We start from the raw sequence: 21,285 nt of genomic DNA on the forward strand, positions 1-21,285 counted from the left end.
GATACAGAATTTTGTAATTGGAGGACGAATAGATGTCGGAAAGTAACTATAAACCGTCAGTTCCTAGATGGGTTGATGAAATTCTTTTAAAACAGAAAAACCAAAATGCATTCGCTATGCTCGGGGAAACGAAAAGGTGGGACGAGTGGAAACATAGATATTCAAGAAAATTAAAGTACGCAAGATTGAACGGATGGACGATCGAAGAAGAGTGAATGATTTTAGCTTGAATCTAGATAAAATCACAGTTTTATTTTAAATAAAAACAAATAATAAGGAGATGTAAAATGGGGGCAGCTAAACGTATTGATCCAACTCAATCATATGTAAAAAAGAAGAACATTATTAGCTTTGCAATAGCCACTGAGAACACTCATATTCATTTAGCTGATGGGCAATCTTTTCCTGTATTAGAAGGAGAGATTATTGCAACTGACCAACAGGGAAATCAATTTGTGGAGTTGGAAAAGAATCTTGATGATTACGTTCCTGTTGTTGAGAAAAAGAAGAGTTTCTTATATGAAAGTATGGCACAGGGCTACATGGAAATGGGCGACATTAATCGTGAAATATCAGAAGCATTTAACCATGCTGAAAATGAAGCTGAATCTGCAACTAAAAGATTAATTACAGGGGCATATAACGATTAGTGATCATTACATATGAGAGTAAAACTGGCAATGTAAGAAGGTTTGTAAAAGCGCTGCGACACAAGTTAGATATTGAGGCAATTGAAATAACTGATGATACGATCATCAATCAAGAGTTCATACATATTACATATACGATAGGCTTTGGGGAAGTACCTGAAAGGACTTTGAATTTTATCAATAAGAATAAAAATAAAATAAGAGGAGTTGCTGTTAGTGGAAACAAGGTTTGGGGTAGTAACTATGGTTTAGCTGGAGACAAGCTGTCAGCTAAGTTCCACACACCATTGTTATTAAAGTTTGAACTTAGTGGAACGAAACAAGACTTACAGAAGATCATTCAGGAGGTACAACTTATTGACAAACACAATACCAAAGTGGATCAAGCTCAATAATGAGATCATGATTCAGAAAGATGGGAAGTATCAATTCCAAAAGGATAAAGAGGCCGTACATAGTTACTTTGTTGATTACATTAATCAAAACACAGTCTTTTTCCATGATCTAAAAGAGAAACTTGATTATTTGATTAAAAATGATTATTACGAGGAAGAATTCTTAAGCAAATATACATTTGAACAGATTAAATCAATTTATAAGATTGCTTACAGTTACAAATTCAGATTCCCATCTTTTATGAGTGCGTTTAAGTTCTACAATGACTACGCATTGAAAACAAATGATAAAACAAAGATCCTGGAGAGGTACGAGGATCGTGTCTCAATTGTGGCTTTATATTGCGCTGATGGCGATTATGAGAAAGCTGTTGAGGAAGTACATACTATGATGAAACAAGAGTATCAGCCGGCAACACCTACTTTCCTTAATGCTGGACGTAAGCGAAGAGGTGAAATGGTGAGCTGCTTCTTACTTGAAGTAGGCGACAGTTTGAATGATATTTCACGTGCTATTGATATCTCCATGCAGCTTTCTAAGCTAGGTGGAGGAGTAGCATTAAATCTAAACAAACTAAGAGCCAAAGGTGAAGCGATTAAAGACGTAGAGAATGCGACTAAAGGTGTCGTAGGTGTTATGAAGCTATTGGATAATGCTTTTAGATATGCAGATCAGATGGGACAAAGACAAGGATCAGGAGCAGTTTATCTAAGTGTATTCCATCCAGACATAACAGACTTCCTGGATACCAAAAAAATAAGTGCTGATGAAGATGTCAGAGTTAAAACACTGTCTATTGGTGTAGTTGTTCCTGATAAATTTATTGAACTTGCAAGGGAAGACAAGGATTATTACAAGTTCTATCCGCATTCAGTATACAAGGAATATGGGCAGTATCTTGATGAGATGGATATTAATGAAATGTATGATGAGCTTGTTGAAAACCCTAGGGTTAGAAAAGCTAAAGGGAATACTCGAAAGCTGTTAGAGCAATTGGCCATTCTAAGAAGCGAATCAGGCTATCCGTATATTATGTTCGCTGACAATGTAAATAAAGTGCATCCAAATGAACATATTTCAAAAGTGAAGTTTTCAAATTTGTGTTCTGAAGTCCTCCAATCATCACAAGTATCAGTCTACACAGATTACGATCAAGAAGATGAAATTGGATTAGACATCTCTTGCAATCTTGGCTCAATGAACATTGTAAATGTAATGAGTAATCAATCAATTGCTTCAACAGTCAGAATAGCTATTGACTCACTGACAACAGTCACAAGGAAAACAAACATTGTAAATGCTCCAGCTGTTGCGAGAGCAAATACACTAATGAGATCAATTGGTCTAGGGCAGATGAATCTCCATGGATTTCTAGCTCAAAATAATATTGCTTATGAAAGTGAAGAAGCTAAGGATTTTGTTAATACATACTTCATGATGGTTAACTTCTACTCCCTGCAGCGTTCAATGGAAATTGCACGAGAAACAGGGGAGACATACTACAAGTTTGATGGTTCGACTTATAAATCAGGCGAGTATTTCGAAAAGTACGTAACAAATGATTATAGCCCTCAGTATGAAAAGGTTAAAAAAATATTTGGAGATCAGCATATTCCTAATATTGAAGATTGGATGAAGCTTAAAGAAGATGTGATGAAATATGGACTGTATCACTCGTATAGGCAGGCTATTGCACCTACGGGAAGTATCTCATATGTTCAATCATCTACTGCCGGTGTAATGCCTATTATGGAGAGAATTGAGGAACGTACATACGGAAACAGTAAGACATATTATCCAATGCCAGGTTTATCGGCTCAGAATTGGTTCTTTTATAAGGAAGCATACGACATGGATATGTTTAAGGTAGTTGATCTTATTGCAACAATTCAGCAGCACGTTGACCAAGGAATTTCATTTACGTTGTTCTTAAAGGATACGATGACAACGAGAGATCTGAATAGAATAGATCTCTACGCTCACCATCGAGGAATTAAAACTCTCTACTATGCTAGAACAAAAGATACAGGCCAGGAAGGTTGCTTGTCATGTGTAGTGTGATCATAGCCTGCGCCTTCTATTATTAGCAAAGTGATCAATATACTGAGATTTGCTAGGCTTACGGAGTTTTGCAAAAGTTCTCTTTATTAACTTCCATACTAGTTTAAAAAACAAATCAATACTCATTTTTAGCAGATACCCTGGAAGGAAGTCCAGTACATTTTTAAAAACAATTTCTATTAATCTCATATAACTCACCTCTTTGTTTTGGTGAGTTATATAAGTTCTTCCCCATCAAAATCATTAACAGAAGAATTACGATTTACCTATTGAAGGAGGCAAATAATTGACAAAACCAAACACAATCTACACAGCAGCAAACTGGTCAAAGCATGAAGATGATTTTACCCAAATGTTCTATAACCAAAACGTGAAACAGTTCTGGCTTCCGGAAGAGATTGCTTTAAACGGCGATCTCCTCACATGGAAGTATCTCGGGAAAAATGAGCAGGACACTTATATGAAGGTACTTGCCGGTCTTACGCTTCTCGATACAGAGCAGGGGAATACGGGCATGCCGATCGTGGCTGAACATGTAGACGGCCACCAGCGGAAAGCGGTGCTGAACTTTATGGCGATGATGGAGAACGCTGTCCATGCGAAGTCGTACAGCAACATCTTTCTAACTTTGGCTCCAACCGAGAAGATCAACGAAGTCTTCGAATGGGTGAAAAACAATAGGTTTCTTCAAAAGAAGGCTAGAACAATTGTTTCAATTTATAAAGCAGTTCAGAAAAACGATGATATTTCCTTATTCAAAGCAATGGTTGCATCTGTGTTTCTGGAGAGTTTCCTTTTCTATTCAGGGTTTTATTATCCACTTTACTTTTATGGACAAGGGAAACTCATGCAGAGTGGGGAAATTGTGAATTTAATTATCCGTGATGAGGCGATACACGGAGTATATGTCGGTTTATTAGCACAGGAGATATATAAGAAACAAACTCTTCAGAAGCAAAAAGGATTGTATGAATGGGCTTTAAGCTTACTGCAGGAGCTTTACGAAAATGAATTAGAGTATACAGAAGATGTCTATGATCAGGTTGGTTTAGCTCCAGATGTGAAGAAATTTATCAGGTACAACGCAAATAAAGCTTTAAACAACCTAGGTTTTGATCATTGGTTTGAGGAAGAAGATGTTAACCCAATTGTGATTAATGGATTGAGCACTAAAACAAAGTCTCATGACTTCTTTAGTCAAAAGGGGAATGGGTACAAAAAAGCAACGGTTGAACCATTAAAGGATTCAGATTTCATTTTTCCCGAGAAAGGATGTATTCAATGAGATTGATTAAATTAGAGCAGCCTAATTGCAATCCATGTAAAATGGTGTCCAATTACTTAGAACAAGCAGATATTCAATTTGAGACAGTGGATGTTACACAGGAACCAGAAGTAGCATCTAGATTTGGTGTTATGGGAGTACCGGTAACCATTTTGCTGAATGATCAAGGAGAAGAAGTAAACCGAAGTGTTGGTTTTAAGCCTAATGAACTTGATGAGTTACTAAAGGAATTACGATAAAAGGGTAATTTTAAACAAACTTAAATTTAAAGGAGCAAATAAATGTATTTCATTGAAAATCAGGAAGGGTTAATCGGAAAGGAAATTGCTTATGTTTGGGCAAATCAATTTTGTGAGCAAACAACGATTATAACTAAAGATGGAGGCGTGTTTATGGTTTGTCAACAATCTGACTGGGATGATGGCTATGAGACCAGAATATTATACCCGCATGAAGCTAAGAAGATATTACATCCCTTGAAAAAAGACTTGCATGACAAAGGAGTGATTGATGAAACAGAGTGGGAAGAGTACGAGAATGAGCTAAAAAAGAAGCAAGATGGTGAAAGAGAAAAGTATCTCAAAGAGAAAGAAGAACGTGATCGTCAACTATATGAAGAGTTGAGGGCAAAGTTCGAACAATAATGAACAGTTTGTTTAACTGAAGAATGCAATACAAGAACTTACATACCAAAAACAAAAGGGGTTATTAAATAATGCAAATTAAAATCAAATACTTAGATGAAAACCAAACGAGAATCAGCAAAATTGAGCAAGGAGATTGGATCGATCTTCGTGCAGCTAAAGATGCAGCGATCAAAAAAGGTGAATTTAAACTTGTCCCATTAGGTGTGGCCATGGAATTGCCTGAAGGTTACGAAGCACATGTCGTTCCCCGTTCAAGTACATATAAGAACTTTGGGGTTATTCAAACCAATTCAATGGGTATTATCGATGAGTCTTATAAGGGAGACAATGATTTTTGGTTCTTTCCTGCTTATGCATTGCGTGATACAGAGATTAAGAAGGGCGATCGTATCTGTCAGTTTAGAATCATGAAGAAAATGCCGGCGGTCGAATTGGTTGAAGTTGAGCATTTGGGAAACGAGGATAGAGGAGGACTAGGTTCTACGGGAACGAATTAATTTACCATGTAGACAGTATCTCTTTTGACTGAAACTTTTATAAAGCATTAACGTAGTACTTTATAAAGGGAATAAGGAGGTTTCTTCATGGGGTTAAATTTCTTTAATGCAGAGTTAAAGTGCTCAAACTGCGGTAAAGTACTAAATTCAGGTGATGAGATAGTGGTACATATTACCCTGCCGAGTCAAAAGAAAATGCCTGTCGGTATCTTAGACAAAGTATTAAGTAAACACTCTGATAAGGTTTATTGTAAGAAGTGTAGTGAGTAAGTTTTCAATGTTATGAGGAAGCTCTAAGAGGTTTCCTCATAACAAATATCAATTAATTTAAATTAGAAAATAGTGAAAATGTGATGATTAAAGTTGATAAAGAACTTAAGGATATCAAGGAGATCATTCTTCGGTTGCTTTGCTTTTTTGACGGTTTACTTAGTTCATGGATCACTGCACCCCATAAAAGTATGGATGCTAAAATGATTATACTCATATTTAACAGCACTCCTTTTTTTATTTTTATAAAATGCTACCATATACAGTGAGATCGTTGAAGAGCATCTCTATAAAAGAATACTTTTATCTAATATTTAAGGAGGTAAGTGATCATTAATAACCAAGAAGGAGGTTTACAAGCAAAATATGACGACATGCTTTATAGGAACGGTCTTTGCTTTGGGTTTCTTCAGTTACGAGGACTTGAAGATGAATTTATTGAGCACATGAGACGAGTTGCTGAGTATGAAAAAGATCTGAGATACAAAAAGGCAGCGTCTAATTTCTTGAAGATGATCGACCATAATTAAAATAGGTGGGTGATTAATTGTTAAAGTATAAAAATAAAATATTAAAGAGTATTGAAAAGATCAACAAACTTGAAGAAGGGTTGTCACTATTTGAAGAAGGTGACGAAGAATATTTAAGTGTATTAGTGAAAATTCAGGGGCTATATGATGAAATCTCAGATACTGCTTTAGAGTGTTTTAAAGAGATGACAACAAAAATCAGAAAAACTGGTCAGAAACGAATTGGAAAAGGGATCGAGCAGTTACCACATACAATTAAAGAAAACGTTGCTGATCAAGTTAATGAATTAAAGGAGAGCTATTTGAATGAAAGTAAGTATTAATGGAATTGAATTTGAGGGTACGCCCGAAGAAATAAACGAATTGATTAATTTACATGGACATAAGAACATATTAAAAGATGAGTTTAGTCGAGTGAATAAATCAAGACCGACCAATTTATTTAAAGTAGGGGATTATGATTTCCATGACTCGCCTAAATGCTTAATCATCACTTGATTAAAGTAGTAATAAACCAAAAGACAAATATAAAATAAGTAGATGTTTATTATAGTAAATCTAACTCTATTTCTAGCAGCTTATCTAATTGTATTAAACATTAATGAGGTCAGATTGATTGTTCGAGGTGAAGGTGATACATATAGAAAAGTGAAGAGTGTGCTTGATAATTCAACATTAGAAAATGTAAAACAAAATAAAAATATGATATACCTGTTTACTTTGCTCAAGGGGATATCTTTCATTGTCCCTCTGGCTTATATTGGATTAGTTACGCATGATAACATCCTAATGCTTGCGTGGACAGCAGTTTCACTTATTTATGTTGTACTTAGAATATTCAAAGTTTTAGATGTATTAGAAGGTGAAAGAATCAAGCAAAACACATATATTTACTTGTTATTTGTTTGTGGTAATTTTCTTTTTGTTGTATTTTATTTGGCAGATATATTCGTATAAAATATTTATTTAATGCTTTGTTTTTTCAAATACTATTTCCAAAAGGACTGAGAATCATGACTCAATTCGATAAACAATACAATTCAATTATAAAGGATATCATAAATAATGGAATCTCAGATGAAGAATTTGATGTGAGAACCAAGTGGGACTCAGATGGAACACCGGCTCACACACTAAGCAGCATCAGCAAACAAATGAGATTCGACAACGCAGAGGTTCCGATTTTAACGACAAAAAAGGTTGCTTGGAAAACAGCGATTAAAGAGTTGCTTTGGATATGGCAGATGAAATCGAACAATGTTAATGAATTAAACAAGATGGGCGTACATATTTGGGATCAGTGGAAACAAGAAGACGGCACCATCGGACACGCATACGGATTTCAGCTGGGGAAGAAAAACAGAAATCTAAATGGAGAAAAAGTGGATCAGGTTGATTATCTTCTACATCAATTGAAAAACAATCCATCTTCACGCAGACACATTACAATGCTGTGGAATCCTGATGAACTAGACGCAATGGCCTTAACGCCATGTGTATACGAGACACAATGGTATGTTAAACAAGGAAAGCTTCATCTAGAGGTAAGAGTGCGGAGCAATGACATGGCATTGGGGAATCCTTTCAATGTATTCCAGTATAATGTTTTGCAGCGCATGATTGCTCAAGTCACCGGTTATGAGCTTGGTGAATATATCTTTAACATTGGCGACTGCCATGTGTACACACGTCATATAGACAATTTGAAAATCCAAATCGAAAGAGAACAGCTTGAAGCGCCTGAATTATGGATCAATCCTAACGTTAAAGATTTTTATGACTTTACGATAGATGATTTCAAGTTAATCAACTATAAACATGGGGACAAGCTTTTATTTGAGGTAGCAGTTTAATGCTGCCTCTTTATTGATAATTTTAAGGAAAAATAATAAGGTTGGAGTATGGGGAGGTGTTATATATGCTAACTAAAGATGAGCTAAGCTGGATAAGATGTGTACTTGAAGATTTTGAACCTGGCGAAATTTCCCCTTCATATTTTTATAAAGAGAAAACAGAATTTGCACGTAATCAAAACAGGGAAAAAGTCAGAAAAGAGTTGGATGCTCTTAGGAATAAAATGAGAAGCTACACTCCCGAAGAGTTGTTTTTGTTTAAAAATAAAAAGGAAAGAGAGAACAAAGGTCTTAATAATTTTTCAGGAATTTATATAATCCATAATAGTGATAAAGATATTAATTACGTTGGTCAAGCAGTGAGAGTATTTGACAGAGCTTATAACCATTTTCTAGCCAATGCAGGAAACGACAGGGTCTATGAGGACTTTTGTTTAGGAAATACATTTAGGATAAGTTTAATTCCTTTAAGTATCACTTCATTTTCAACACTAAACGAATTAGAGGACAATGCTATAAGAGCATATGATTCAATCCATAAAGGTTACAATAAGATGCCGGGGAATGTAATGGATAAATACATTTTTATAAATGATGAATATCAAGAAGCTGCGAATTTAATCTTAGACAAGATACAAGGCACTGAATTGTTTTCAAGCCTTACTAATGACCGCAAACGAATGATATACATAAGCAGTTTATTCACCGAATTTAGCCTACCAGAGAACATGCATTTTAAGTTAGGCCTGCTTAAGTCCATAAAAGAATTTCAAAAGACCAATAAGAAAATTTAAGAAATACAGAATAAAAATAAAAAAACGTAGACAAAAACAAAAGATATGTATAATATAATAATTGAGAGATATGGAATAACAGTTTTTTATTTAAAACACAAAAACAAAAAATATGAATTTTAATAAAACCAATTCAAACTTTAAGGAGGTGATTCATTGGAGACGGGAAATAAAACACATAACGCAAATGAAAAGATAGCAGCCTTGAAGAAAAAGAAATACAAATTTGAAACAATGCAACTTGAAACACAGAGGAAATTGTTAATACTTGAAACGCAGCAAAACAAAGAGGAACTAGAAATTCTATTCGAACTTGGTGAAATCCTAAGCCAGATAGTAAATGAAGAATGGGTAAGCTCAACTATTGCGACTAAAATTATTAACAGGAATAGAAAAGCATATCGGGATCTATTTTTGTTTAGTGAAAATAAAGCATACATAAAAAAGGATAAATTCAAAGAGTTAAATGATCAATTTATTCATCTGACGCAAAAATTAAATGATATCTAAGGAGTTGGCGAATTGGAAAATAAATTGCTGATCGATAATGCGAATACAGTATTTGAAAAAAAGGACGATAAATATTTTGGTTATAAATCTAGTTTTGGAGATATCGTTATTGGCGGAGCATATTCTTATAGATTTGTGGTTCACTACGCAAAAACGAATCAAGACGTTGTTATTATTCCTGGCGATGTGAATACGGTAACGACTCCGGTCTGTACGACGATAGAGGAACGTTTATGGCAGTCAGAGAAGCGCCCATGCCCACCGTGATGAAATCGTTGAGCAGGCGAAGGTGGACGTATCGGATTTATCCAAAAGAGACATCGGACATGATCACGAATTCATCATAAATACCGAAAAAAGAACCGTCGTGGATTTAAGAAAGCTGAGAGGATGTACGAACATAGTACGCAGAGGAATCGCCAAATGCGCACCTGACGACTGCTTCAACGTTCACATCGGCAAGGCTATTGCGTTAAGACGTGCGCTAGGCTTGGTTGTGCCGGACGAATACTTGAACGTGCCACAGCCGACTGAGGTTCGTGTGGGCGACGTAGTGCAGTATTCGCGAGCATGGAAAGCATTAGTCATTGCAGACGATGGTTGGCCGCCTATTTCCGGAGGATGGACACAACTTAAGGACGCTCGAGAAAATGGGCTTAAAATCATTGATGATTCACGCGGAGAGATGGGAGGTGAGTGACCTATCATAGACGCTTAAAGAAGAAGGTGTATAAGAAATATAGTGGATATGATTGGACTTGCGATGGAATGTTTGAAAAACCAAGAGTTAAAGGTAGCGATAAAAGAAAGCGGTCAAAACACGAACGATCGATCCGAAAAATTATTGATAAAAACGAAATTAGTTATTACGTATAAATTAATATAAAATCTGTATTTTAAAGAGAAAGGTGATTAAGTGAAAGAGTCGTTAAAGAATGACTTTCATGACTTCGTACATATTGTAAAAGATTTTCTGGCAGTATCTGGGGAAATCTTTTGGGTTTTAATAATATTAATCTGTTTTTATGGAGGGAATTAGGATGAGCTTATTATTTAAGTTTGGTCTGATGAAATTGTCTCTGGAAAGTCTAGAGAGAGTGAAAAACGATACGGAAAATAGAATTAAGGACGGATTACATAGTAACAATCAGACTTACATTGAAGACCAAACGAGAAAACATCAAGACATTTTAGACGAGTTAGCTAGGCGCAAGCAAACAACTGTTGTGTATACGAAATAAAGGAGGAAAGAGGGGATTAACCCCTCATGAAAATTAATGAAATTGCCCGCCCATATTTTGTTGTGCTAAGCGAACTAAACGTTTAGTGATTTCTCCACCAACTGAACCGTTTGCACGAGAAGTAGTCTCAGCGCCTAATTGAACACCAAACTCAGAAGCTATTTCAAGTTTCATTTGTTCAATAGCTGAAGCTGCTTGAGGAACTAATAACTCATTATTGTTGTTTGATCTTGATCTGCTTTGTTGAGGCATCTTATTCATCTCCTAAAGTGTAATGAAAACAAGCTTGTTTGAATCATATTATGGAGAGATTATTTTAATTTATACACACCAAAGATATAAATTTTCATTAAGGAAGGTGGAGACAAAATGAAAATCGATTATGTATCAGATCTCCATATTAATCATTGGATTCCCTGGAATGTGAATCAGATTAAGTGGGAGAAGAGAACAAGGGAAATCGTAAATAGGTTAATTTCAAATGGTAATGGAGAGGTATTGATCATTGCCGGTGATTTTACTGAATGGAATCAACAAACATTATGGGTTTTGGATGAGGCAGCAAAGCAATACGAGAAGGTTTACTTTACATATGGAAATCATGATCTTTACTTACTTAGCAAGAGCCAAAAAAGAAAATACTCAGACTCAATAGGCAGGTTGAATGATCTAATCAAAAAGACTGCGGACATAAATAAAGTAACACCTTTAATTAAGACAGCTGATACATACAAAGGTAAAGTTTTTGCAGGAGATGTCATGTGGTACCTACCAAAAGGAATTGAAGGATGGGATTTCTATAGAGGGGTGTCAAATGATTCTAATTACATTTCCATTAATGGATACAGCAAAGAAGATGGAGTAAGAGCAATGTGGAAAGAATCAATGGATTGGTATGAAACGCTTGAAAAGACACAAATTGATGTATTTGTTTCCCATGTTCCACCTGTTCACAATCCTTACTCTCCATTTGAGCCTAATACATGCTATATGGTTGAAGTACCATTCATTAACGCAAAACATTGGATTTGCGGCCATGATCATTTACAAGCTGAGTTTGAAAAAGATGGAACGAGCTTTCACATGAACTGCATTGGATATCCATATGACTATGATATGTATTCTAGAGTAAATGAGATACCAGGTAAGCAAGTTGATACGTATAAAACGTTTGAGTTGAAGACATTTGAAATATGAGGTGAATTCGTGAAGAAAAAATTAGATGATGTGTGGACAGTTGTATATAAAGATCATGATGAAGAACCTATTGCCTTTTCATACTATTCCAAAACAGATGCGGAGATTGCAAAACTGACAATTGAAAAATCAAATGGTACTAAGTTAGTCAATGAAAAGGAAGAAGTCGTTGGGCATATTCATTTAGACTGGGTCTATTTAATACAAGGGAGGTTAATTAAAAACTGACTATAGAAAGGGGAATGTAAGGTGATAACAAACATTAAAGAATCTTATGTGTTAAGTGAGGAAAATATTGAAGAAGTAAACGTTAAGATTAATGAATTTTGTAAGAATGGATTTAATCATACTCATGATTGGTTGGAGTATAGTGGTATGCCAAGTAAAAGGTTTGATCAATTAACATTAGAAAAAGATTTTCCTAGTTACAAATATAATAGTGAAGCTAAATGGGTAAAAGGAAAATTTAAAGATGAATCCGTAATTTGGTTAAACTCAACTCAAAATAAAAGGATATTCCATTCAATCGGTATTGGCACTGAAATAATGTTTACTGATACGGCTATATATTACATTGAGCAATCAATGGATTGTAAATATGTAGGGAAAATTTATTGATGAAATTCTAATTTTATAGAAATGGGGATAAAAATAATGGGTAAAATTTCAACTTTATATAGTGTGGTTGTGCAAAATAGTAACGGTGGACAAACTATGGACAGCTATTTGATTGAGAAAAGTGCAGTTGATAGAGGCAAAGAAATAGTTGATGCAATTAAAGCTAGCGACAGAAAAGGGTTTAAAGTATATATGTCCGAATTAGATTATGATCTATCCAGAAATAAAATTTTAACCGACTCACTTATAAACAGTGATTCAGAATTACTTTTTGAAAACTGATAAAATGTTGATTTTAAATAGAAAGGATGATTAAGTGCATTTGGATAAATGGTGGGGTGTTACTCTAAATGGAGACGAGAGAGCTGTTAAAGCTCTATGTGAGTTAATGGATATCAACAAAACACTGTTCGAGAATCTGTACAAAGTGCACGCAAACACAATTGAAGAACATGTAAACAAATTATATGAACTGGTTCCTGAGTATGAGAAGAAGTTCTTGAAGTATATCAATGAGCAGTTACCTAATCTGAAGAGGTGCTTACAGTTCGAGCTACCTTATGATCCTCAACTAATATCCAGCATAGAATATGAAATTTACATAGCAGGTGCTGAAATTGATTGTGAATACCCTTTTGATGCGAGAGGTTGTATTATTACATTCTTTCAACGGGTACCAGAAATAATCGATTTGCACAGGGAGGGATTGAATGAAAAACGCAATGTCCTGGTTTGATTTAGATTTTGAGTTTAAACCAGAAAATAACATTGATAAAGCTCTATTGCGATTATTTGAACTCATGAAAAAGAGTCTCCACATTTATTTCAATATTGAAAATTCCTCTGATATTCACGAGTTTTTAAAAATCGCAACAGCAAAAAATAATGTTGATTATTCCTTTATTGAATGGATTAGGGGAAAGGGCATCCCAAGATTAAAGAAAATTGATTTTGAAAATTTACCAAGCAATGATCAATTTCTTGCAATGATTGAGTTTGATGAATACTGTCTTAAATGTGAGATGGATTTTAAAGAACCAGAAGAGGTAAGGAGCTGCATCATCACGATCATTAATAGCATTCAAGAATATATTAATATCTGCAACCAGTTAATTAAAGGGGGAGAGTGATCTGATTGTGACAGCTTGGATTTTGTTCGTTGCATTTGGGCTTGTGTTGTTAGCAAACATGGATTCTCAAGGGGATATTAAATTTGCAGTGTATATTGGTGTAATAAAATTTGTTTCAGTATTCATTGTTGCTATTGCAGCAGGAGTGATTTGGGGAGGTTTATTTCAATGAGTAACGTTAAAGCAATGGGCTTACATATTGAAGGAGTGTTGTTTAATGAAAACGGCACAAAATTCACCTATGAAGATTTTATCAAGCTAATTGAATCTAATGGCATTGAATTTTGCGGACTGACGTGTGCTATCACAGACGAAGGTGAGTTCTTAGATCAAACAGGTAAAAAGTTTGCCAAAGATAAGCCGATCAAATTTAATCGAAAAGAAGAATTTTATGAAGTGACAAATTATGAACCGGTGGAATTAAGTAAATGAATAAGCCGGTAATAACGTTAACTTATGGTTTGGGTATTGTTGAAGCATTTATTATGGGTTTTACCTTAGCACAGAAGTGTTTTGTTCCGGCCATCATAAGTGGGATATTGACTTTAATCATTGGTTATTTCCATGTATGTAAAGGCTCGAAAACTAAATAAAATCGGTCTTTTATTTAGAGTAAAAATAAAATTAGTGGAGGTATTATGTGTAATCGAAATGCTATTACAATTCCATATGAAGAGGATATGTCAAAGTATTCAATACTACACAAGGTAGGGGGGCGAATTGAGTATTTTCAAAAAGAGTATTCACAATATCCAATGTTCGCATTTGATAGTGAAGAGGATTACAACGAATATAAATGCTTAATAATGCAGCTTAAAAAGAATAAAAAAGTCTCTAGTTTCTCTTTTTGAAAGAGTAGGGTATCGCAAACAACAGTTTAATATGCAAAAAGAAATGAACTAAATATTGCACATATGGGAAAGAGGCGAGAAAAATTAACGAGGCTTATCATTCAATTCAAACGCTGTATAACAAAATGGATAGACAAATGAAGACAGTGAAGGAGGCCATTGAAGAAAAAAATTTGCAAAGAGCACATCGTAACTTAATTAACTTAGCTGACAATAATGAGGAATTAATGCAGGAAATCAGGTGGATCAAAAAGGGAACCACCATGTGATTTATTAGATCAATTGTCTGCGCTCTTTAAAGTTCCATACATAAAGCTCTTCTATAGAGCAACCTATGGCATCAGCAAATGTCATTGCTGTTCCAATATTCATATTTGATTTAAAACCACCCACATAATCATTAATACGTTGTTTTGATAATCCAGTACGTTCAACAAGATCTTCAATTGAAACGCTATATTCATGCATGAGCTCATTGATTCTTGGATCAACTGGTTTCCATTGTTTTTTCACTATGAACACCTCTTCAGCAACGATTTTAGCACATACATAATTTACCTTCAATATAGATTAGGAGAGTGATTGATTGGGAGCAAACAATCAAGGAAAAGTTTTTGAAGCGAACATTGAAAAATCAGCAGCAGATCAGAAGCTGTTCTTTTACCGGATTAAAGACGTTAATCCAATGTTTTTGAAAAAGGGAGCTGCAGTATCAAAAAACAAATATGACTGCTTCCTGCACTTTAAAGGATACTTATTTCCTTTTGAGCTAAAATCTACAAAGGACAAGTCCATTTCTTTCAGTGAGAAGATCATAAAAGGGCAGCAAATTAAACATTTAAAGGAAGCAACACAATACCCAAACATAATCCCTGGTTTTCTGTTTCAATTTAGAGAGCCTGAGAATAAAGTTTATTTCGTACATATTGATGATTTCTTAGAGTACAAAAACATAGCTGAAAAACGGTTGGAACATACATATAAGAATAAAGTTAACAAGTCCAGTATACCGATTGCGATTTGTGAAGAGATTGGTACTGAATTACGTTGGATGAAAAAGAAAGTGAATTATACATATTACCTAAACAAACTTTGTGATGATTTGATAAAGAAATCCAAGTCATTGGACAACCCATTTAATTCATACATTGATGACAAGTCATCTATGGGAGTGGTGCATCAATGAGCAAAAGAAGAGAATGCGCAGAAAACTATAAGGTAACCACAGTCATTAGTAAAGATGTGGAAAATTGGGTTAAAGAGGTGATATCATCTAAAGAATTTTATGATTTTGCAGCTACCTTAATGTACAAGTACAAAAAAGCATAAAATAAAACAAGTGTACCTGTTTTTACCATGGTATACTTGTGCTTATATACAGACATAAAAGATAAAGCAATATGGAGGTAATGATCTATTGCTTATATTAAAGGGAGATCAAAAGCTAAGCACGGACAATATAATGCATTTGATTGGCAAAATTAACGCGTTGATTTATGCCAGAGTATCAACTACAGATCAAGCTAATAAGGGTTTCTCTATCGAGTCACAAATAGAAAGGTGTAAAAATAGAGCAATCTCTAAATTTGGATACAAGGAAAGTGAAATAATTGCGTTAATCGAACCAGGTGGTATGGGGGATGATCCGAACCGACCAGCTCTTAATCACGCTTTATATTTATTAGAAAAAGGGCTAGGGAAAAAATTCATTGTATTACACCCAGATCGTTTAACTAGGGATAACACCTTACAGGGCGTAGTATCAAGAAGAATATGGGGCATGGGTGTTGATATAGAGTTTATTGAGTTTGAAGTTAATCCTCATGATCCTGAGTCAATGCTGATGTACAACATTCAAGGTTCAATAGCACAGTACAATAAGGCAAAAATTCATGCTAACTCAAAACGAGGAAGATTTGCTAAAGCAAAGAAAGGCGAGTTTCCTTCATTTAAAAGATTGTATGGATACAAATTTAACACAGTGACAGATCTTCCTGAGTATAACGAAGAAGAAAAAGAAATTTTGATTGAAATGAAGGATATGCTCTTAAACAAAAAAATGTCTTCGAATGAAATAGCTAAGGAGCTTTCAAGAAGAGGAGTTGCTGCTCCTAACGGAAAGACTTGGTATCAGGCAACGGTAAGTAGAATGTTGCAGAATGAAGATTACACAGGTGATTTTTATTATGGAAAGTCAAAAGTTGTTCAAATTAACGGTAAGAAGAAACAGGTGCCGACAAATCAAGACGAATGGATATTGATAAAAATTCCTCCTATGTGGGATAAGGCTACACGAGAGCAAATTATTGAGCGATTGAAAAGCAACTTTAAGGGACGAAGTCGAGCTACTAAAGACTATTTGCTGAAAAACAAGGCGAAATGCGGTCGTTGTGGAGGAGCATGTGGCTCAGGAATAACTTCTAAAACTAAATCAGGAGTATATAAGTATTATTCTTGTAGAGCAAAGACTGCAAAAGGGTATCAAAATGGCAAGAAAGTTGTTACATGCGAAGGCAAGAACTGGAGAGTTGATATTGTAGATGATATTTTTTGGAATTGGTTTATGAAAGTTATGAAAAATCCTGAAGATTTTTTAGAATCATTTTTAGAGGAAACGTCCGACCAAAAGAAAATAGATGAGCTCAAAGCAAGAGTGAGCCAATTAGAAAAACAACTGAATGAGTTAGATGAGGAAATTGCAAATTATGTAATTCTTTTTGGGAAAGGGAAAATTAAAGAAAGTATGTTCGATCAGCTTTCCCAGCCATTGGAACAGAATAAAGATCATATTGAAAATGAAATTAAAATAATTAATTCACAACTAGCTGCAAATAAACAAACTGAAGACAAAAAACAAAAATTGCTCAAGTACATTAGCTCGTTCTCTAAAATGATTAAAAATGAAATTACAATAGAAGAAAAACGGCATTTCCTTGATTTTTTCATTGAAAAAGTAACTCTGTTTGACGATGATCACATGGAAGTTGTATGGAAAAGCAAAACACTAAATAATGAAAACAGTCATGTGGATTTTCTTAATGGCGAGCAGGGAGGGGAGTTTAGTAACTCGCATAAAAGATTAAACCGTATTCAAGCATATGGAAGACAAACAGCATGAGTTTATTTTGATCCTCGCCGGATATTCTCGGGAAATGGATCATTTTCTTTCATTAAATCCCGGTCTCCAATCAAGGTTCCCGATCTCCATTGATTTTCCGGACTATTCTGTCACCCAGCTCATGGAGATTGCGAAGCGAATGATCGCTGAAAGGGAATACCAGCTCAGTCAAGAAGCGGAATGGAAATTGAAAGATTACTTAATGACGGTGAAAAGCACGACAAGTCCCATTAAATTCAGCAATGGACGTTTTGTCAGAAATGTGATCGAAAAATCGATCAGAGCGCAAGCCATGAGACTGTTAATGGGCGATCAATACTTAAAAAGCGACTTGATGACCATTAAAAGCCAAGATCTTTCCATTAAAGAAGAAGCATCTGGATCTGTATAGACCTCTCAGCTTTCGAGAGGTCTGTTTTTTGCTGTATTTCTTCCTGTTCAACGCAACCGATTTGTGGTATACACATGCAGGGTTTGGTATGATAATACTACTGCCCAATATGCAAAAGAAAGGAACATCCATTTGAACGAACAAGAAACAAGACAGGAAAAAGCGATTTTGGTCGGATGTCAGCTGCCGCATATCACGGATGAGCATTTTGAAAATTCTATGGAAGAGCTTGCATCTCTGACAAAAACAGCAGACGGAAAAGTATTGACCAGCGTCACACAAAAAAGGAACAGGGCTGACGCGGCTACATATATAGGAAAAGGGAAGGTAGAAGAGCTGAAGGCACTGGTGGAAGAGCTTGAAGCTGATCTCCTTATCTTTAATGATGAGCTGTCGCCAAGTCAGCTAAAATCATTGGCAACAGCGATTGAAGTGAAGATGATTGACCGCACGCAATTGATATTAGATATATTTGCGAAGCGGGCGAGAACGAGAGAAGGCAAACTTCAAATTGAGCTGGCTCAGCTGCAGTACGCACTTCCTCGCTTGACGGGGCAAGGGATCAATCTCTCTCGGCAAGGCGGAGGAATTGGAGCGAGAGGTCCTGGGGAAACGAAACTGGAAACGGACCGCCGCCATATCAGAAACCGCATTCATGAAATCAACACACAACTTTCAACTGTTATTCGCCACAGAAGCCGATATCGTGAAAGAAGAAAGAAAAACGGCGTGCTCCAAATTGCGCTTGTCGGATATACAAACGCGGGGAAATCAACATGGTTCAACCGCCTGACAAGTGCTGACAGCTATGAAGAAGACCTCCTGTTTGCCACACTGGACCCGATGACCAGAAAAATGGTCCTGCCAAGCGGCTACAGTGTGTTACTGTCAGATACAGTAGGATTTATTCAGGATCTTCCGACGACGCTGATCGCTGCATTCCGGTCAACGCTTGAGGAAGTAAAAGAAGCGGATTTGATTCTTCATTTGATCGATTCCTCTAATGAGGATTACGCGGGACACGAAAAAACGGTGCTTCGGCTGCTTGAGGAGCTTGAAGCCGATGACATCCCGATGCTGACGGCCTACAATAAACGTGACCAAAAACTGCCTGATTTCATACCGTCCGCCGGGAGGGATCACATTATGGTCAGTGCGAAATTTGAGGGCGACGCTGATACGTTTAAAGAAGCGATTCAGCGCTATTTGCGCCAAGAACTGTTAACACCTTTTGAAGCGCATGTACCGGCAGGTGAAGGCAAGCTCCTTTCCAGAATCAAATCGGAAACGATGGTTGACCGCTTCTATTTTAATGAGGAAAATGAACAGTATGACATTTCAGGCTATCTACAAGAAGAGCAAAGCATCATCGGTGAATTAAAGAAGTATATGTAGGAAGGACATACAAAAACATGTTTGACACATTAACACACGGAGAATTATTGAAAAAAACGGCAATGGAAGTGGAAGCTGACATTGCCGGTGTTCATAAACAAATAGAAGAAATCAGCGAGCGCAATGAATGGAGAGTGCTTCAAAGCTATAGGAATCATAAAGTAAGCGACACGCATTTCACACCGTCTACGGGATACGGCTATGATGATATCGGGAGAGACACGCTAGAAAGTATTTATGCGGATGTGTTTGGCGGAGAAGCGGGCCTTGTAAGACCGCAAATTATCTCAGGCACACATGCCATCTCGATCGCTTTGTTCGGTGTTCTCAGGCCGGGGGACGAGCTCCTTTATATAACCGGAAAGCCATATGATACGCTAGAGGAAATTGTGGGTGTCAGAGGCGGAGAAAACGCTGGGTCGTTAAAGGATTTTCAAATCGGCTACAATGCGGTTGAACTGACGGAAGACGGAAAAATAGACTATGATGCAGTCGCCGCTGCGATCAATCCAAAGACGAAAGTAATCGGCATTCAGCGCTCAAAAGGATATGCGAATCGTCCTTCTTTTTTAATTAGCGAAATAAAAGAAATGATCCGTTTTGTCAAAGAAATCAATGAAAATCTGATCGTCTTTGTGGACAACTGTTACGGAGAATTTGTGGAAGAGCTTGAGCCTTGTCATGTTGGCGCTGATCTGATGGCGGGATCTCTCATTAAAAACCCCGGCGGCGGCCTTGCGAAAACAGGGGGCTATCTCGTCGGAAAAGAGAAATGGATTGAAGCATGCTCATACCGTATGACGTCCCCTGGCATCGGCAGAGAAGCGGGGGCATCCCTTTACTCGCTCCAAGAAATGTATCAAGGCTTCTTTTTGGCGCCTCACGTTGTATCGCAAAGCTTAAAGGGAGCAGTGTTTACAGCGAGATTTCTTGAAAAACTGGGCTTTACTTCAAACCCGAAATGGGATGCGAAAAGAACCGATTTGATACAATCCGTTGAGTTTTCCGACAGAGAAAAGATGATTGCCTTTTGCCAGGCCATTCAATATGCATCGCCAATCAATGCCCATGTTACGCCTTACCCAGCCTACATGCCGGGCTACGAAGACGATGTCATCATGGCAGCAGGCACATTTATTCAAGGCGCAAGTATCGAATTATCAGCAGATGGCCCTATCCGCCCGCCGTATGTAGCGTATGTTCAGGGAGGATTAACCTATTCGCATGTAAAGAATGCCATATGCAGTGCAGTGGATTCACTCATGGAAAAGAAATTAATTTAAATTTTTAAAAAATTTCACTGAATTTGATGTTAAGAATCCTTACATCTTGTTGACACAAAATATAACATCGCCTATAATGAAACTAAGTTAAGAAAAGGAGGAAATTGAGATGAGTGATAATATTCGCCGCTCAATGCCTTTATTTCCAATAGGAATTGTCATGCAGTTAACAGAGTTATCAGCAAGACAAATTCGATATTATGAGGAAAATGGACTGATATTTCCAGCCAGAAGCGAAGGGAATAGACGATTATTTTCATTCCATGATGTAGATAAACTGTTAGAAATCAAGCACCTGATTGAACAAGGTGTAAACATGGCAGGGATTAAACAGATTCTGGCGAAAGCGGAAGCTGAGCCGGAGCAAAAACAAAGCGAAAAGACGAAAAAACCAATGAAACATGATCTGTCCGATGACGAACTGAGACAGCTCCTGAAAAACGAGCTCATGCAAGCCGGCCGTTTTCAAAGAGGGAATACATTCCGTCAAGGCGACATGTCCCGCTTCTTTCATTAATCCGTTAGCAACTGTTTTGCTATATACATTTACCTTTTAAGAGGAGGAGTT

Annotated in this window: 37 protein-coding genes and 1 pseudogene; 36 read left to right on the top strand and 2 right to left on the bottom strand. The window is 36.4% G+C overall.

The window, feature by feature from the left end; all coding sequences use genetic code 11:
• The first annotated feature begins 32 nt into the window (after positions 1-32).
• From G4P54_RS09840 to G4P54_RS09930, 19 genes are all read left to right on the top strand, one after another.
• Positions 33-215: a hypothetical protein gene (locus G4P54_RS09840; protein WP_167872526.1), complete on the top strand. Its 183-nt coding sequence runs from the start codon at positions 33-35 to the stop codon at positions 213-215.
• Between the two features lie 72 nt (positions 216-287).
• Positions 288-650 (top strand): hypothetical protein, encoded by a 363-nt coding sequence (locus G4P54_RS09845; RefSeq protein WP_167872527.1) that lies wholly within the window; start codon positions 288-290, stop codon positions 648-650.
• On the top strand, positions 650-1,045 hold the full coding sequence (gene nrdI, locus G4P54_RS09850; RefSeq protein WP_167872528.1) for a class Ib ribonucleoside-diphosphate reductase assembly flavoprotein NrdI: 396 nt from the start codon (positions 650-652) through the stop codon (positions 1,043-1,045). Before G4P54_RS09845 ends, nrdI begins: the two co-directional genes overlap by 1 nt.
• Positions 1,008-3,107: a class 1b ribonucleoside-diphosphate reductase subunit alpha gene (nrdE, locus tag G4P54_RS09855; RefSeq protein ID WP_167872529.1), complete on the top strand. Its 2,100-nt coding sequence runs from the start codon at positions 1,008-1,010 to the stop codon at positions 3,105-3,107. The genes nrdI and nrdE overlap by 38 nt, the downstream gene beginning before the upstream one ends.
• 304 nt (positions 3,108-3,411) lie before the next feature.
• A complete protein-coding gene (gene nrdF / locus G4P54_RS09860; RefSeq protein WP_420809527.1) occupies positions 3,412-4,392 on the top strand; it encodes a class 1b ribonucleoside-diphosphate reductase subunit beta in 981 nt (326 codons plus the stop codon).
• Positions 4,389-4,631 (top strand): thioredoxin family protein, encoded by a 243-nt coding sequence (locus tag G4P54_RS09865; protein ID WP_167872531.1) that lies wholly within the window; start codon positions 4,389-4,391, stop codon positions 4,629-4,631. Before nrdF ends, G4P54_RS09865 begins: the two co-directional genes overlap by 4 nt.
• 42 nt (positions 4,632-4,673) lie before the next feature.
• Positions 4,674-5,036: a hypothetical protein gene (locus G4P54_RS09870; RefSeq protein WP_167872532.1), complete on the top strand. Its 363-nt coding sequence runs from the start codon at positions 4,674-4,676 to the stop codon at positions 5,034-5,036.
• 71 nt (positions 5,037-5,107) lie between these two features.
• The gene (gene dutA, locus G4P54_RS09875; RefSeq protein ID WP_167872533.1) at positions 5,108-5,536 is read left to right on the top strand and encodes a dUTP diphosphatase DutA; all 429 of its coding nucleotides are present in this window, start codon (positions 5,108-5,110) and stop codon (positions 5,534-5,536) included.
• Between the two features lie 87 nt (positions 5,537-5,623).
• Positions 5,624-5,806: a hypothetical protein gene (locus G4P54_RS09880; RefSeq protein WP_017697107.1), complete on the top strand. Its 183-nt coding sequence runs from the start codon at positions 5,624-5,626 to the stop codon at positions 5,804-5,806.
• Positions 5,807-6,180: 374 nt separating this feature from the next.
• Positions 6,181-6,336: a hypothetical protein gene (locus G4P54_RS09885; RefSeq protein ID WP_041336532.1), complete on the top strand. Its 156-nt coding sequence runs from the start codon at positions 6,181-6,183 to the stop codon at positions 6,334-6,336.
• Positions 6,337-6,353: 17 nt separating this feature from the next.
• Positions 6,354-6,659: a hypothetical protein gene (locus G4P54_RS09890; protein WP_167872534.1), complete on the top strand. Its 306-nt coding sequence runs from the start codon at positions 6,354-6,356 to the stop codon at positions 6,657-6,659.
• Positions 6,643-6,834, top strand: a complete 192-nt coding sequence (locus G4P54_RS09895; protein ID WP_167872535.1) for a hypothetical protein — start codon at positions 6,643-6,645, stop codon at positions 6,832-6,834. Before G4P54_RS09890 ends, G4P54_RS09895 begins: the two co-directional genes overlap by 17 nt.
• Before the next feature lie 114 nt (positions 6,835-6,948).
• Positions 6,949-7,293: a hypothetical protein gene (locus tag G4P54_RS09900; RefSeq protein ID WP_167872536.1), complete on the top strand. Its 345-nt coding sequence runs from the start codon at positions 6,949-6,951 to the stop codon at positions 7,291-7,293.
• A 56-nt stretch (positions 7,294-7,349) separates the two neighbouring features.
• Positions 7,350-8,189, top strand: coding sequence for a thymidylate synthase (locus tag G4P54_RS09905; protein WP_167872537.1), 840 nt, complete (start codon positions 7,350-7,352; stop codon positions 8,187-8,189).
• 65 nt (positions 8,190-8,254) lie between these two features.
• Entirely contained in the window at positions 8,255-8,983 is a 729-nt protein-coding gene (locus G4P54_RS09910) for a GIY-YIG nuclease family protein (RefSeq protein ID WP_240939760.1), read from the top strand.
• A 156-nt stretch (positions 8,984-9,139) separates the two neighbouring features.
• Positions 9,140-9,493 carry a hypothetical protein gene (locus G4P54_RS09915; RefSeq protein ID WP_167872539.1) on the top strand — a complete coding sequence of 118 codons (354 nt, stop codon included), beginning with the start codon at positions 9,140-9,142 and terminating at the stop codon, positions 9,491-9,493.
• Between the two features lie 12 nt (positions 9,494-9,505).
• The gene (locus tag G4P54_RS09920; protein ID WP_167872540.1) at positions 9,506-9,760 is read left to right on the top strand and encodes a hypothetical protein; all 255 of its coding nucleotides are present in this window, start codon (positions 9,506-9,508) and stop codon (positions 9,758-9,760) included.
• Between the two features lie 22 nt (positions 9,761-9,782).
• Positions 9,783-10,193: a hypothetical protein gene (locus tag G4P54_RS09925; protein WP_240939761.1), complete on the top strand. Its 411-nt coding sequence runs from the start codon at positions 9,783-9,785 to the stop codon at positions 10,191-10,193.
• A 340-nt stretch (positions 10,194-10,533) separates the two neighbouring features.
• Entirely contained in the window at positions 10,534-10,734 is a 201-nt protein-coding gene (locus tag G4P54_RS09930) for a hypothetical protein (protein ID WP_134983294.1), read from the top strand.
• A gap of 33 nt (positions 10,735-10,767) precedes the next feature.
• Here the strand turns inward: G4P54_RS09930 and sspC are convergent, their stop codons facing one another.
• Positions 10,768-10,986 (bottom strand): acid-soluble spore protein SspC, encoded by a 219-nt coding sequence (sspC, locus tag G4P54_RS09935; protein ID WP_134983293.1) that lies wholly within the window; start codon positions 10,984-10,986, stop codon positions 10,768-10,770.
• Positions 10,987-11,103: 117 nt separating this feature from the next.
• Here sspC and G4P54_RS09940 point away from each other — a divergent pair, with 117 nt between their 5' ends.
• The 10 genes from G4P54_RS09940 (at position 11,104) to G4P54_RS09985 (ending at position 14,799) form a co-directional block, all read left to right on the top strand.
• Positions 11,104-11,931, top strand: coding sequence for a metallophosphoesterase family protein (locus tag G4P54_RS09940; RefSeq protein WP_167872541.1), 828 nt, complete (start codon positions 11,104-11,106; stop codon positions 11,929-11,931).
• Positions 11,932-11,940: 9 nt separating this feature from the next.
• Positions 11,941-12,159 (top strand): hypothetical protein, encoded by a 219-nt coding sequence (locus G4P54_RS09945; RefSeq protein ID WP_167872542.1) that lies wholly within the window; start codon positions 11,941-11,943, stop codon positions 12,157-12,159.
• Positions 12,160-12,180: 21 nt separating this feature from the next.
• The gene (locus G4P54_RS09950) at positions 12,181-12,549 is read left to right on the top strand and encodes a hypothetical protein (RefSeq protein WP_167872543.1); all 369 of its coding nucleotides are present in this window, start codon (positions 12,181-12,183) and stop codon (positions 12,547-12,549) included.
• A 36-nt stretch (positions 12,550-12,585) separates the two neighbouring features.
• Positions 12,586-12,831 carry a hypothetical protein gene (locus G4P54_RS09955; RefSeq protein ID WP_167872544.1) on the top strand — a complete coding sequence of 82 codons (246 nt, stop codon included), beginning with the start codon at positions 12,586-12,588 and terminating at the stop codon, positions 12,829-12,831.
• Positions 12,832-12,871: 40 nt separating this feature from the next.
• Positions 12,872-13,285, top strand: a complete 414-nt coding sequence (locus G4P54_RS09960) for a hypothetical protein (RefSeq protein ID WP_167872545.1) — start codon at positions 12,872-12,874, stop codon at positions 13,283-13,285.
• On the top strand, positions 13,260-13,679 hold the full coding sequence (locus G4P54_RS09965; RefSeq protein ID WP_167872546.1) for a hypothetical protein: 420 nt from the start codon (positions 13,260-13,262) through the stop codon (positions 13,677-13,679). Before G4P54_RS09960 ends, G4P54_RS09965 begins: the two co-directional genes overlap by 26 nt.
• 1 nt (position 13,680) lies before the next feature.
• A complete protein-coding gene (locus G4P54_RS09970; protein WP_220176530.1) occupies positions 13,681-13,851 on the top strand; it encodes a hypothetical protein in 171 nt (56 codons plus the stop codon).
• Positions 13,848-14,111, top strand: coding sequence for a hypothetical protein (locus tag G4P54_RS09975; RefSeq protein WP_167872548.1), 264 nt, complete (start codon positions 13,848-13,850; stop codon positions 14,109-14,111). Before G4P54_RS09970 ends, G4P54_RS09975 begins: the two co-directional genes overlap by 4 nt.
• Positions 14,112-14,317: 206 nt before the next feature.
• The gene (locus G4P54_RS09980) at positions 14,318-14,530 is read left to right on the top strand and encodes a hypothetical protein (RefSeq protein WP_167872549.1); all 213 of its coding nucleotides are present in this window, start codon (positions 14,318-14,320) and stop codon (positions 14,528-14,530) included.
• Between the two features lie 83 nt (positions 14,531-14,613).
• Entirely contained in the window at positions 14,614-14,799 is a 186-nt protein-coding gene (locus G4P54_RS09985) for a hypothetical protein (RefSeq protein ID WP_167873859.1), read from the top strand.
• A 4-nt stretch (positions 14,800-14,803) separates the two neighbouring features.
• Here G4P54_RS09985 and G4P54_RS09990 read toward each other — a convergent pair whose 3' ends face one another.
• A complete protein-coding gene (locus G4P54_RS09990; RefSeq protein ID WP_167872550.1) occupies positions 14,804-15,043 on the bottom strand; it encodes a helix-turn-helix domain-containing protein in 240 nt (79 codons plus the stop codon).
• A gap of 73 nt (positions 15,044-15,116) precedes the next feature.
• On the opposite strand from G4P54_RS09990, the gene G4P54_RS09995 reads away from it, so the two are divergent.
• From G4P54_RS09995 to glnR, 7 genes and pseudogenes are all read left to right on the top strand, one after another.
• Positions 15,117-15,716 (top strand): Holliday junction resolvase RecU, encoded by a 600-nt coding sequence (locus G4P54_RS09995; RefSeq protein WP_167872551.1) that lies wholly within the window; start codon positions 15,117-15,119, stop codon positions 15,714-15,716.
• On the top strand, positions 15,713-15,859 hold the full coding sequence (locus G4P54_RS10000) for a hypothetical protein (protein WP_167872552.1): 147 nt from the start codon (positions 15,713-15,715) through the stop codon (positions 15,857-15,859). The genes G4P54_RS09995 and G4P54_RS10000 overlap by 4 nt, the downstream gene beginning before the upstream one ends.
• An 88-nt stretch (positions 15,860-15,947) precedes the next feature.
• Entirely contained in the window at positions 15,948-17,648 is a 1,701-nt protein-coding gene (locus G4P54_RS10005) for a recombinase family protein (protein WP_167872553.1), read from the top strand.
• Positions 17,614-18,039, top strand: a pseudogene (locus G4P54_RS10010) (stage V sporulation protein K); the annotation flags it as partial. The gene G4P54_RS10005 and the pseudogene G4P54_RS10010, both read left to right, overlap by 35 nt.
• A 132-nt stretch (positions 18,040-18,171) precedes the next feature.
• Complete coding sequence (gene hflX / locus G4P54_RS10015; protein WP_167872555.1) at positions 18,172-19,434, top strand: GTPase HflX; 1,263 nt, start codon at positions 18,172-18,174, stop codon at positions 19,432-19,434.
• A gap of 17 nt (positions 19,435-19,451) precedes the next feature.
• Positions 19,452-20,717 (top strand): methionine gamma-lyase family protein, encoded by a 1,266-nt coding sequence (locus G4P54_RS10020; protein WP_167872556.1) that lies wholly within the window; start codon positions 19,452-19,454, stop codon positions 20,715-20,717.
• A gap of 109 nt (positions 20,718-20,826) precedes the next feature.
• The gene (gene glnR, locus G4P54_RS10025) at positions 20,827-21,234 is read left to right on the top strand and encodes a transcriptional repressor GlnR (RefSeq protein WP_014476884.1); all 408 of its coding nucleotides are present in this window, start codon (positions 20,827-20,829) and stop codon (positions 21,232-21,234) included.
• Positions 21,235-21,285 lie beyond the last annotated feature (51 nt).

Source organism: Bacillus tequilensis (genome assembly GCF_012225885.1).
GTDB classification, from domain to species: Bacteria; Bacillota; Bacilli; order Bacillales; family Bacillaceae; genus Bacillus; species Bacillus tequilensis.

Excerpts from the sequence above, each read along its gene's own strand:
- G4P54_RS09840 (WP_167872526.1), top strand. The coding sequence starts at position 33 with ATGTCGGAAAGTAACTATAAACCGTCAGTTCCTAGATGGGTTGATGAA.
- G4P54_RS09845 (WP_167872527.1), top strand. The coding sequence starts at position 288 with ATGGGGGCAGCTAAACGTATTGATCCAACTCAATCATATGTAAAAAAG.
- G4P54_RS09865 (WP_167872531.1), top strand. The coding sequence starts at position 4,389 with ATGAGATTGATTAAATTAGAGCAGCCTAATTGCAATCCATGTAAAATG.
- G4P54_RS09870 (WP_167872532.1), top strand. The coding sequence starts at position 4,674 with ATGTATTTCATTGAAAATCAGGAAGGGTTAATCGGAAAGGAAATTGCT.
- dutA (WP_167872533.1), top strand. The coding sequence starts at position 5,108 with ATGCAAATTAAAATCAAATACTTAGATGAAAACCAAACGAGAATCAGC.
- G4P54_RS09880 (WP_017697107.1), top strand. The coding sequence starts at position 5,624 with ATGGGGTTAAATTTCTTTAATGCAGAGTTAAAGTGCTCAAACTGCGGT.
- G4P54_RS09885 (WP_041336532.1), top strand. The coding sequence starts at position 6,181 with ATGCTTTATAGGAACGGTCTTTGCTTTGGGTTTCTTCAGTTACGAGGA.
- G4P54_RS09895 (WP_167872535.1), top strand. The coding sequence starts at position 6,643 with ATGAAAGTAAGTATTAATGGAATTGAATTTGAGGGTACGCCCGAAGAA.
- G4P54_RS09905 (WP_167872537.1), top strand. The coding sequence starts at position 7,350 with ATGACTCAATTCGATAAACAATACAATTCAATTATAAAGGATATCATA.
- G4P54_RS09910 (WP_240939760.1), top strand. The coding sequence starts at position 8,255 with ATGCTAACTAAAGATGAGCTAAGCTGGATAAGATGTGTACTTGAAGAT.
- G4P54_RS09930 (WP_134983294.1), top strand. The coding sequence starts at position 10,534 with ATGAGCTTATTATTTAAGTTTGGTCTGATGAAATTGTCTCTGGAAAGT.
- sspC (WP_134983293.1), bottom strand. The coding sequence starts at position 10,986 with ATGCCTCAACAAAGCAGATCAAGATCAAACAACAATAATGAGTTATTA.
- G4P54_RS09940 (WP_167872541.1), top strand. The coding sequence starts at position 11,104 with ATGAAAATCGATTATGTATCAGATCTCCATATTAATCATTGGATTCCC.
- G4P54_RS09955 (WP_167872544.1), top strand. The coding sequence starts at position 12,586 with ATGGGTAAAATTTCAACTTTATATAGTGTGGTTGTGCAAAATAGTAAC.
- G4P54_RS09965 (WP_167872546.1), top strand. The coding sequence starts at position 13,260 with ATGAAAAACGCAATGTCCTGGTTTGATTTAGATTTTGAGTTTAAACCA.
- G4P54_RS09975 (WP_167872548.1), top strand. The coding sequence starts at position 13,848 with ATGAGTAACGTTAAAGCAATGGGCTTACATATTGAAGGAGTGTTGTTT.
- G4P54_RS09980 (WP_167872549.1), top strand. The coding sequence starts at position 14,318 with ATGTGTAATCGAAATGCTATTACAATTCCATATGAAGAGGATATGTCA.
- G4P54_RS10000 (WP_167872552.1), top strand. The coding sequence starts at position 15,713 with ATGAGCAAAAGAAGAGAATGCGCAGAAAACTATAAGGTAACCACAGTC.
- G4P54_RS10020 (WP_167872556.1), top strand. The coding sequence starts at position 19,452 with ATGTTTGACACATTAACACACGGAGAATTATTGAAAAAAACGGCAATG.
- glnR (WP_014476884.1), top strand. The coding sequence starts at position 20,827 with ATGAGTGATAATATTCGCCGCTCAATGCCTTTATTTCCAATAGGAATT.